An 8,641-nucleotide genomic window follows, 5' to 3' on the forward strand; every position below is an offset into this window, starting at 1 on the left:
CCTAGACTGGGGGCATGTCTGCCGTCAGCCTCAACGAAGCCGTGTGGGACGCCCTGTCCCACGTCCAGGATCCCGAGATCCACAAGCCGATCACCGACCTGGGCATGGTTGAATCGGTGGAGGTCGACGAGGCCGGTCAGGCCAGCGTCTCGGTGCTGCTGACCATCTCCGGCTGTCCGATGCAGAACACCATCGAGCACGACGTGCATGCCGCACTGCAGCAGGTGGAGGGCCTCACCGGGCTGGAGCTGAACTTCGGCGTCATGTCCGATGAGCAGCGCGACGAGTTGAAGACCAAACTGCGTGGCGGCGTCCGCGACCGGGTGATCCCGTTCGCCCAGGACGGCAACCTCACCCAGGTGCTGCTCATCGCCTCCGGCAAGGGCGGCGTCGGCAAGTCGAGCGTGACGGTGAACCTGGCCAGTGCGCTGGCGGCCCACGGCAAGAAGGTCGGCATCCTGGACGCTGACATCTACGGACACTCGATCCCCCCGATGCTCGGCATTGCGGACGCGGACGTGACCGGCATCGACGACATGATCATTCCGGTGCCGGCCGGGGAGAATCTGAGCGCCATCTCCATCGGCATGCTCAAGCAGTCCCGCGATCAGGTGATCGCCTGGCGCGGGCCCATTCTGGACCGGGCGATCCAGCAGTTCCTGGCCGACGTCTACTGGGGCGACCTGGACTTCCTGCTCGTCGACCTGCCGCCCGGAACCGGCGACGTGGCCATGAGCCTGGGCGCCAAGCTGCCCAACGCCGAGGTGATCGTCGTGACCACCCCGCAGCAGGCGGCGGCCGAGGTCGCCGAGCGCGCCGGCACCATGGCCTCGATGGTCGATCAGAAGGTGCTGGGGGTGGTGGAGAACATGGCCTACCTGGACGCCGAGTGCCCGCACTGCGGCCAAAGCCACCGCCTCGACCTGTTCGGCACCGGCGGAGGCGCCCGGGTCGCGGAGGCGCTGTCGTTGCGGCTGGGCTACGAGGTGCCGCTGCTGGCCGAGGTGCCGATCGACGCGCAGATGAGCGCCTCGGGTGATGCCGGGGTCCCGCTCGTGCGCGCCGAGGCCGCCCGCCCGGCCGCCGCGGCGCTGGCGGGTCTCGCCGACCGGCTGGCTGCCCGGCGTCGTGGGTTGGCCGGACGCAAGCTCACGCTGCACGTCGGCTGAGGCGTCCTGCCCGGGCGCCGCTAGGCTGCGAGCGTGCTGGAGGAGACCAGGCGCCGTATCGATGGCCATTGGGCCCGGCGGTTCGGCATGCCGATTCCTGGGCTGACGCCCGTGATGATCGGCTCGACGGGGCTTCATGACGAGGCCGCCTTGGTGCTCCTGCTGGGCGATCACGCCTACGTGGACGCGCCTCCGGGACAGTTGGACGCCGTGGCCTCCGCCCTGCAGCACGCCACGCCCGCCGACGCGGTGGATCCGCGGCGCTGGTCGGGGATCGCGGCGGCACCGGTGAGCGGGATCGTGGATCATTTCTGGGCCGACCACGACACTGGCCTGGTGTCCGATGTCGGCCCGCTCGAGCCCGACGGCTGGCGGACGCTGGCGGCCAGCGTCGGCGAGGACGCCTGGCGCGAAGCCGGATTCGATCGTCCCGCCCAGGCAGGGTTCGGGGTGATCGAGGACGATGTCGTGGTGGCCGCGGCCGTCGTCACGTCCCTGTGGGGGTGGCCGTTGGACGTCGGCGTGCTGGTGCGTCCCGACGCCCGGGGTCGGGGGCTGGGCAGCCGTGTCGCGCGTGCCGGGCTGGCCGCGGCGATCGCGTTGAGCGGGTTCGCCGCCTTCCGGGTGGACCGCTCCCAGGCCGCCGGACGCGCCGTAGCGCTGGGGTTGGGCCTGACCCCGTATGGCTCCCATCTGAGCGTGCCGCTGCCCGTAGGCTAGGCGTCATGCCCGCCACGCCACGTCCCGCCCGCGTCCGCCGCACCGTCTTGGCCGTCCCTGGTTCCTCCGATCGGTTCATCGCCAAGGCACGCACGCTGGCGGTCGACACGCTGTTCCTGGATCTGGAGGATGCGGTCGCGCCCGCGGTGAAGCAGGAGTCACGGCAGCGGATCGTGGACGCCCTGCTCGACCCGGCCGGGTTTGCCGCGCCGACGGTGACGGTGCGGGTCAACGACTGGTCGACGCCGTGGACGTTTCGCGACGTGGAGGTCGTCGTGGGGGGCGCGGGCGCGAAGATCGATTGTGTGCTGTTGCCGAAGGTGACGTCGGCGGCGCAGGTGGTGGCATTGGACCTCCTGCTCACGCAGGTGGAGCAGGAGCGAGGACTCGTGGTCGGCGGCATCGGAATCGAGGCGCAGATCGAGGAGGCTCGCGGCTTGATCCACGTCAACGAGATCGCCGCCTCCTCGCCGCGGCTGGAGACGCTGGTGTACGGCCCCGGTGACTTCATGGCGGCGATGGGGATGGCGGGGTTGAACGTGGGAGCGCAGCCGGGCGGCTACCCCGCGGACGCGTTCCACTACGTCATGATGGCGATCCTTGTCGCGGCGCGTGCCCACGGGTTGCAGGCCATCGATGGTCCGTTCGTCGCGATCCGCGACACGGCGGGATTCGAGGTGGCGGCCCGCCGGGCGGCCGCCCTCGGCTACGACGGCAAGTGGGTGCTGCATCCCGATCAGGTGGAGGCGGGCACCCGGATCTTCTCCCCGGACCGGGCGGACCTGGCCCGGGCACGGCGCATCCTGGACGCCTACGCGGCGGCGGGCACCCGGGAGGGTGGTGCGCGCGGCGCTATCGTGGTTGATGACGAGATGGTCGACGAGGCCGGTGTGAAGCTCGCGGCGGCGATCGTTGCCCGAGGTGGTGCCGTGAGCTCGGCGGCCGGGAAGGAGCAGGCATGACCCAGCAAAGTGCGTTGGGCGCGAACACCGCGCTGTTCAAGCTGGAGTACCCGCAGTCCCTGGGTGTCTTCGACAGCTACCCGGACGCCCAGAAGGCGGTGGATCAGCTCGCCGATGCGAACTTTCCGGTGAAGAACCTCGCCATCGTGGGCACCGATCTGCGGCTGATGGAGCGGGTGACCGGACGCCGCACGTGGGGCACCGTGCTCGGCCAGGGCGTCACCAGCGGCCTCTCGACCGGCTTCATCGTCGCCATCGTCATGATGATCCTGCAGCCGCAGCCCGACTCCTTCTTCGTGATGCTGCTGACCGCGATCCTGATCGGCGTCGTGATCGGGCTGGTCTTCGCCGTCCTGGGCTACGTGCTCAGCCGGGGCCAGCGCGACTTCACCTCCGTGTCGCAGACGGTGGCGACCAAGTACGAACTGCTGTGCGAGCACAAAGTGGCCGCCCAGGCGCGGGAACTGCTCGCCAAGAGCCCTGCGACCCGCGGCAATCAGTTCAATCAGCCGCCGGCCCAGCAGGCGTACCCGCCGTACGCCGGCTACCCGAACCAGCAGCCTGGCTACGGGCAAGGCTATCCGCCGCCGGGCTACGGCCAGCAGGGCTGGGGTCGGGGCTACCCGGGCCAGCAGGCGCCCGGTTACCCCGGACAACCGCCGCAGGGCTACCCGGGGCAACCCGGCCAGGGCTACCAGGCCCCCGGTGGCTATGGGACCCAGCCCGGCTACCAACCCTCCGCGCCGGACGCGAACGGCGGGTACGCCGCGCCGTGGCAGCAGCCCACGGAGCACGCGACCCCCACCGAGGACGCCGGCTCGCCAGGGCACGCCGAGACGCCTGACGACGAACCGCAGGGAACGCCTGATCCCAAGCCCTGACGGCGGAGGCTGCGGCGGCTCGATTCACTCACGACACAGAAGAACCGGCGAAGGCTGAGAGCCCTCGCCGGTTCTTCGTGACGTCGGTCAGGCGTCCAGCATGGTGCCGGCCAGGTACTCCGAGTAGGCCGGGAGGTCGAGCTGGCCCGAGCCGGAGACCCCGATCAGGATGACGGGGGACGTGCCGTCCTCGGCCGCCTGACGGGCCTGCCGCAACGCACCCGCGATGGCGTGGTTGGACTCGGAGGCGGGCACGATGCCCTCGGCGCGAGCGAACTCGATGCCTGCGGCGAACGCCTCCCGCTGCTTGACGGCGATCGCCCGCAGCAGTCCCTCGTGGTAGGCGTGGGAGACCAGCGGTGCCATGCCGTGATAGCGCAGGCCGCCGGCGTGGACCGGGTCGGGGACGAAGTCGGCGCCCAGGGTGTACATCTTCAGCAGCGGCGTCATCTGGGAGCTGTCGCCGAAGTCGTAGCGGTATTCGCCCTCGGTGAGCGATGGTGCGGCGGCAGGCTCGCAGGCCACCACGTCGACGTTCATGCGGCCCTCGATGTTCTCCCTCAGGAACGGGAAGCTGATCCCGGCGAGGTTCGAGCCGCCGCCCGCGCACGCGAACAGGAAGTCGGGGGCGTCCTCACCGAACTTGGCGAGTTGCTTGATGGCTTCCTGCCCGATCACGCTCTGATGCAGCGCCACATGGTTGAGGACCGATCCCAGCGCGTAGGAGGCGTCCGGGTCGCCCGCCGCAACCTCCACCGCCTCGGAGATGGCCATCCCCAGGCTGCCCGGAGTGTCCGGGAACCGTTCGCGCAGCGCGCGCCCGGCAGCCGTGAGGTCGGAGGGACTCGGCGTCACCGAGGCTCCATAGGTCTCCATCAGCATGCGACGGTAGGGCTTGGACTCGTAGGTGTTGCGGACCTGCCAGACCTCGCAGGACTGACCGAAGATCTGCGTGGCGAAGGCCAGCGCGGAACCCCACTGACCGGCCCCGGTCTCGGTGGTGAGCCGCATCCGGCCCGCTTCCCGGTTGTAGTAGGCCTGCGGGACCGCCGAGTTGGTCTTGTGCGACCCGACCGGCGACTCGCCCTCGTACTTGTAGTAGATGCGCGCGGTCGTGCCCAGCGCCTGCTCCAGCCGACGTGCACGATGCAACGGGGAGGGACGCCACAGCCGATAGATGTCCCGCACCACGTCGGGGATCTCGATCCAGCGCTGCGTGCTCAGCTCCTGCTCGATGAGCCCGGCCGGGAAGAGAGCGGCCAGGTCGTCGGGCTGCAGCGGCTGCTGCGTGCCCGGATGCAGGTGAGGCGGCGCCGGGTTCGGGAAGTCCGCGGCGATGTTGTACCAGTGGGTGGGGATCTCGTCCTCGTCGAGGAAGACCTTCGTCAGTTCGGCCATGGGTGAACTGTAGAGCGCACCACGCGCCCCGTGTGCGGGGCGCCCACGCTCCGGTAAGGGGTTGCCGGCCTGACACCGCGCGTGGCCGCCGCCGGGTTCAGCCGCGCTGGGCGGCCAGCCAGGCCTCGACGTCGTCGGCGGTCCGGGGCAGGGAGTCCGACAGCAGCCGCGGCGCGCCGTCGGTGATGACGATGTCGTCCTCGATCCGCACGCCGATGCCCCGCAATTCCTGCGGCACCAGCAGGTCGGTGGACTTGAAGTAGATGCCGGGCTCCACGGTGATCACCATGCCGGGACGCAGCGTGCCCTCCCGGTAGAACTCCTTGCGGGCCTGCGCGCAGTCGTGCACGTCCAGACCCAGGTGGTGCGAGGTGCCGTGCACCATCCAACGGCGGTGCTGCCCCCCGGCGACCGGGTCGAGGGACTCCTCGACCGACACCGGCAGGATGCCCCACTCGCGCAGGTAGGTGGCCACGACGCGGATCGCCGCCTCGTGGACGTCGGAGAACCGTGCTCCCGCACGAGCGGCGTCCATGCCCGCCTGCTGAGCGGCGAGCACCGCCTCATACACCTGCCGTTGCGCGGCGGTGAACGTGCCGTCGACCGGCAGGGTGCGGGTCACGTCCGCCGTGTAGAGCGAGTCGACCTCCACGCCCATGTCGAGCAGGATCAGGTCGCCGTCGCGCAGCCCGCCGTCGTTGCGGATCCAATGCAGCGTGTTGGCGTGGTCGCCCGAGGCGCAGATGCTGCCATACCCGACCCCGTTGCCCAGGTGGCGGGCATGGAGCTCGAAGACGCCTTCGCACCAGCGCTCGCCACGGCCGTTCGCGACGGCGGTGGGAAGGTCCGCGGCGACGGCCGCGAAGCCGACGGCCGTCGCATCGCAGGCGGTCTTCAGCTCGCCGAGTTCGAAGTCGTCCTTGAGGAGCCGCAGCTCCGACAACGCGGTGGCGAGTTCCTCGTCGCCGACTCGATCGACGTCACCCTTCGCCTCCTGGCGGAGGCTGTCCAGCAGGGCGGTGAGGGGCACATCGACGTCGCGGACCAGACGCACCGCGACGGTGTCGATCCGGTCGGACAGGGCACGGGGCAGATCACTGATCGGGCGGGTCGGCAGCGCGGTCAACGCCGACATCTCCTCGCACGACTCCCGCTGCCCGACCCACATCTCGCCGTAACGCGGGTCGGCGTAGAACTCGGGGTCGGTGCGCGGGGCGCGCGGCTTGAAGTACAGCACGGCGTCATGACCGGCCGGTTCGGCGTCCTCCCCGAGGCGAGGCTCCAGCACCAACACGGCGTCGGGCTCTCGGTCGGTGCCCAGGCCGGTGAGGTGCGCGAACGCGGAGTGCGGGCGGAACGGGTAGTCGCAGTCGTTGCTGCGCACCACGAGGTTGCCCGCGGGGATCACCAGCCGCTCGCCCGGAAAGGCCGCGCTCACGGCGTCGCGGCGCGCGGCGGTGTGCGCGGACGCGGGCAGCGGGGCCGGAAGCTCACTCGGATAGGGCTCCCAGTCCGTCGCGATGAACGACACGAAGGCGTCCGAGAAAGGGGTTTGACGGTTGGGCAGCTTGGGTGCCTTCTGCGACATCGGATCGATCTCCCTCAGCGCGGCGTCAGGCCGCATCGGTGCTGCCTCAGCCTACCCCGAGGGCGCCAGGTCACGTGTTCCAGTGCAGGACGGCCCAGGACTCCTTCTCGCGCCCCAGCACCGACACCGACGCGGTGGCCAAGGGGAAGCTCTGCCCGAAGATCAGCGGGAAGTCGAGCCAGCACAAGGCCAGCACCCGCAGCGCGTGCCCGTGACTGAAGCACACGGCCCGCTCCACCCCCGAGTCACGCACCCGCTGCACGACACGGGTCAGGCGGGCGCGGACCTGGTCGGCGGTCTCGCCGCCGCGCGGCCCGTTGAACCACAGCCGCCACCCCGGGTGGTACTCCGAACGGATCTGGTCGGACGTCAGCCCCTCATAGTCGCCGTAGTTCCATTCGACCAGGTCGTCGGTGATCTCCAGGTTGGTGAAACCGGCCAGCTCGGCGGTGCGGCGGGCCCGGCGCCGCGGGCTGGACAGCACCAGGCCGAAGTCGGCGGGGTCGAGCTGCTCGCGCAGCGAGAGGGCCTGCTCGACGCCGTGCGGAGTCAGATCCAGATCGGTGTAGGAGGTGTGCTGTCCCGACTTGCTCCAGGACGTCTCGCCGTGTCGCACCAGGTACAGGGTCGTCATGGCTCTCATCCTTGCAGGTCGCGTGGGGACGCCGGAGGTCAACGGGGCGGCGGGCTTCCCCCGCTGCGGTATCGTGCGACCCGGCGACACGACGCAGGAGGACGCATGAAGGCACAACCCGCAGCGCAGCACAGGCTGCTCGATCTTCAGGCGACTGACACCGCGATCGCCCAACTCGACCACCGCCGGGCGAACCTGCCCGAGACGGCCACCGCGCGCGGGCTGCAGGCGGAGCGAGCGCGGGCCGCCGAGCGGGTCATCGCCGCCGACACGGTCGCCTCCGACGCGGATTTGGAACTCGCCAAGGCGGAGCAGGACCTCGTTCCGGTCCGCGAGCGCCTCGCCCGGAACGAGACCCGGGTCGCCGACGGCACCGTGGGCGCTCCGAAGGCGCTGCAGAGCATGCTGGAGGAGATCACCCACCTCAAGCGTCGCATCGACGAACTGGAAGACGGGCAACTCGAGGCGATGGAGCGCGCCGAGGCCGCGCGCGAGAAGGCCACCCAGGTGCAGGCCGCGAAGACCGACATCGAGTCGTCGATGCGCGAGGTGCTGGCCGAGCGGGAGACCAAGCTGGCGGCGATCGCGGCGGAGCGGGACGTCCTGGAACGAGAGCGGCACGTCATCGCCGCAGGCATCCCCGCCGAGTTGCTCGCGTTGTACGCCCGCATCGCCGAGAAGGCGGGGGTGGGCGCGGCGCTGCTGCAGCACGGCCGCTGCGGCGGGTGCCAGTTGGAGGCCAACACCTCCGACATGAACCGCTACCGCGCTGCGGCCGCCGACGAGGTGCTGCGCTGCGAGGAATGCGGCCGGATCCTCGTCCGCACCTCCGAATCCGGCCTGTGAGCCCCGCCGCGGTCTACGCGTCCGGACGCCAGGCCCCCGAACCCCTGCGCCCCGGGTTGCGGCGGCTGCGCGGCGAGTTGCAGGTCCCGGACGGCTTCCCCGCGCCGGTGGAGGCCGAGGCCGCCGCGTCCGCGCGGCAGGCGCCTCAGCCCGCCCGCGACGCCACCGGTATTGCGCTGGTCACCATCGACCCGCCCGGGTCCACCGACCTGGATCAGGCGCTGTTCATCGAACGAGACGGCGAGGGCTACCGGGTGGTCTACGCGATCGCCGACCTGCAGCGGTTCGTCACGCCCGGCGGGGCGCTGGACGCCGAAGCACACGCCCGCGGCGTCACCTTGTACGCGCCGGATGGCCGGGTCCCGCTGCACCCGACGGTGCTCAGCGAGGGGGCCGCGTCGCTGCTCCCCGGAGTGGAGCGTCCCGCGCTGCTGTGGGAGCAC

Annotated in this window: 8 protein-coding genes and 1 pseudogene; 6 read left to right on the forward strand and 3 right to left on the reverse strand. The window is 70.8% G+C overall.

Annotated features, from left to right (window positions below):
* Positions 1-14 precede the first annotated feature (14 nt).
* From V7E09_RS12770 to V7E09_RS12785, 4 genes and pseudogenes are all read left to right on the forward strand, one after another.
* Positions 15-1,169, forward strand: coding sequence for an Mrp/NBP35 family ATP-binding protein (locus V7E09_RS12770; protein WP_324512237.1), 1,155 nt, complete (start codon positions 15-17; stop codon positions 1,167-1,169).
* A gap of 33 nt (positions 1,170-1,202) precedes the next feature.
* The gene (locus tag V7E09_RS12775; RefSeq protein WP_324512238.1) at positions 1,203-1,889 is read left to right on the forward strand and encodes a GNAT family N-acetyltransferase; all 687 of its coding nucleotides are present in this window, start codon (positions 1,203-1,205) and stop codon (positions 1,887-1,889) included.
* Positions 1,890-1,894: 5 nt separating this feature from the next.
* A complete protein-coding gene (locus V7E09_RS12780) occupies positions 1,895-2,851 on the forward strand; it encodes an HpcH/HpaI aldolase/citrate lyase family protein (RefSeq protein ID WP_324512239.1) in 957 nt (318 codons plus the stop codon).
* Positions 2,848-3,354: pseudogene (locus V7E09_RS12785) on the forward strand (general stress protein); the annotation flags it as partial. The gene V7E09_RS12780 and the pseudogene V7E09_RS12785, both read left to right, overlap by 4 nt.
* A 465-nt stretch (positions 3,355-3,819) precedes the next feature.
* Here the strand turns inward: V7E09_RS12785 and V7E09_RS12790 are convergent.
* The 3 genes from V7E09_RS12790 to V7E09_RS12800 form a co-directional block, all read right to left on the reverse strand.
* Complete coding sequence (locus V7E09_RS12790; RefSeq protein ID WP_324512240.1) at positions 3,820-5,130, reverse strand: TrpB-like pyridoxal phosphate-dependent enzyme; 1,311 nt, start codon at positions 5,128-5,130, stop codon at positions 3,820-3,822.
* Positions 5,131-5,227: 97 nt separating this feature from the next.
* Entirely contained in the window at positions 5,228-6,718 is a 1,491-nt protein-coding gene (locus V7E09_RS12795; RefSeq protein ID WP_324512241.1) for an aminopeptidase P family protein, read from the reverse strand.
* A gap of 70 nt (positions 6,719-6,788) precedes the next feature.
* Positions 6,789-7,352, reverse strand: coding sequence for a histidine phosphatase family protein (locus V7E09_RS12800; RefSeq protein WP_324512242.1), 564 nt, complete (start codon positions 7,350-7,352; stop codon positions 6,789-6,791).
* Between the two features lie 105 nt (positions 7,353-7,457).
* Between V7E09_RS12800 and V7E09_RS12805 the strand changes: the two genes are divergently transcribed.
* Both V7E09_RS12805 and V7E09_RS12810 read left to right on the forward strand, forming a co-directional pair.
* Positions 7,458-8,198 (forward strand): zinc ribbon domain-containing protein, encoded by a 741-nt coding sequence (locus V7E09_RS12805; protein WP_324512243.1) that lies wholly within the window; start codon positions 7,458-7,460, stop codon positions 8,196-8,198.
* Positions 8,195-8,641 (forward strand): RNB domain-containing ribonuclease (locus V7E09_RS12810; RefSeq protein WP_324523486.1); only part of this gene is annotated, 447 nt, incomplete at its 3' end. The genes V7E09_RS12805 and V7E09_RS12810, both read left to right, overlap by 4 nt.

The organism is Propioniciclava sp. (genome assembly GCF_036744435.1).
Taxonomy (GTDB): Bacteria; Actinomycetota; Actinomycetes; order Propionibacteriales; family Propionibacteriaceae; genus Propioniciclava.

What these genes read in the sequence shown, in the direction of transcription:
- V7E09_RS12770 (WP_324512237.1), top strand. Translation starts at nt 15, where the DNA reads ATGTCTGCCGTCAGCCTCAACGAAGCCGTGTGGGACGCCCTGTCCCAC.
- V7E09_RS12780 (WP_324512239.1), top strand. Translation starts at nt 1,895, where the DNA reads ATGCCCGCCACGCCACGTCCCGCCCGCGTCCGCCGCACCGTCTTGGCC.
- V7E09_RS12790 (WP_324512240.1), bottom strand. Translation starts at nt 5,130, where the DNA reads ATGGCCGAACTGACGAAGGTCTTCCTCGACGAGGACGAGATCCCCACC.
- V7E09_RS12795 (WP_324512241.1), bottom strand. Translation starts at nt 6,718, where the DNA reads ATGTCGCAGAAGGCACCCAAGCTGCCCAACCGTCAAACCCCTTTCTCG.
- V7E09_RS12800 (WP_324512242.1), bottom strand. Translation starts at nt 7,352, where the DNA reads ATGACGACCCTGTACCTGGTGCGACACGGCGAGACGTCCTGGAGCAAG.
- V7E09_RS12805 (WP_324512243.1), top strand. Translation starts at nt 7,458, where the DNA reads ATGAAGGCACAACCCGCAGCGCAGCACAGGCTGCTCGATCTTCAGGCG.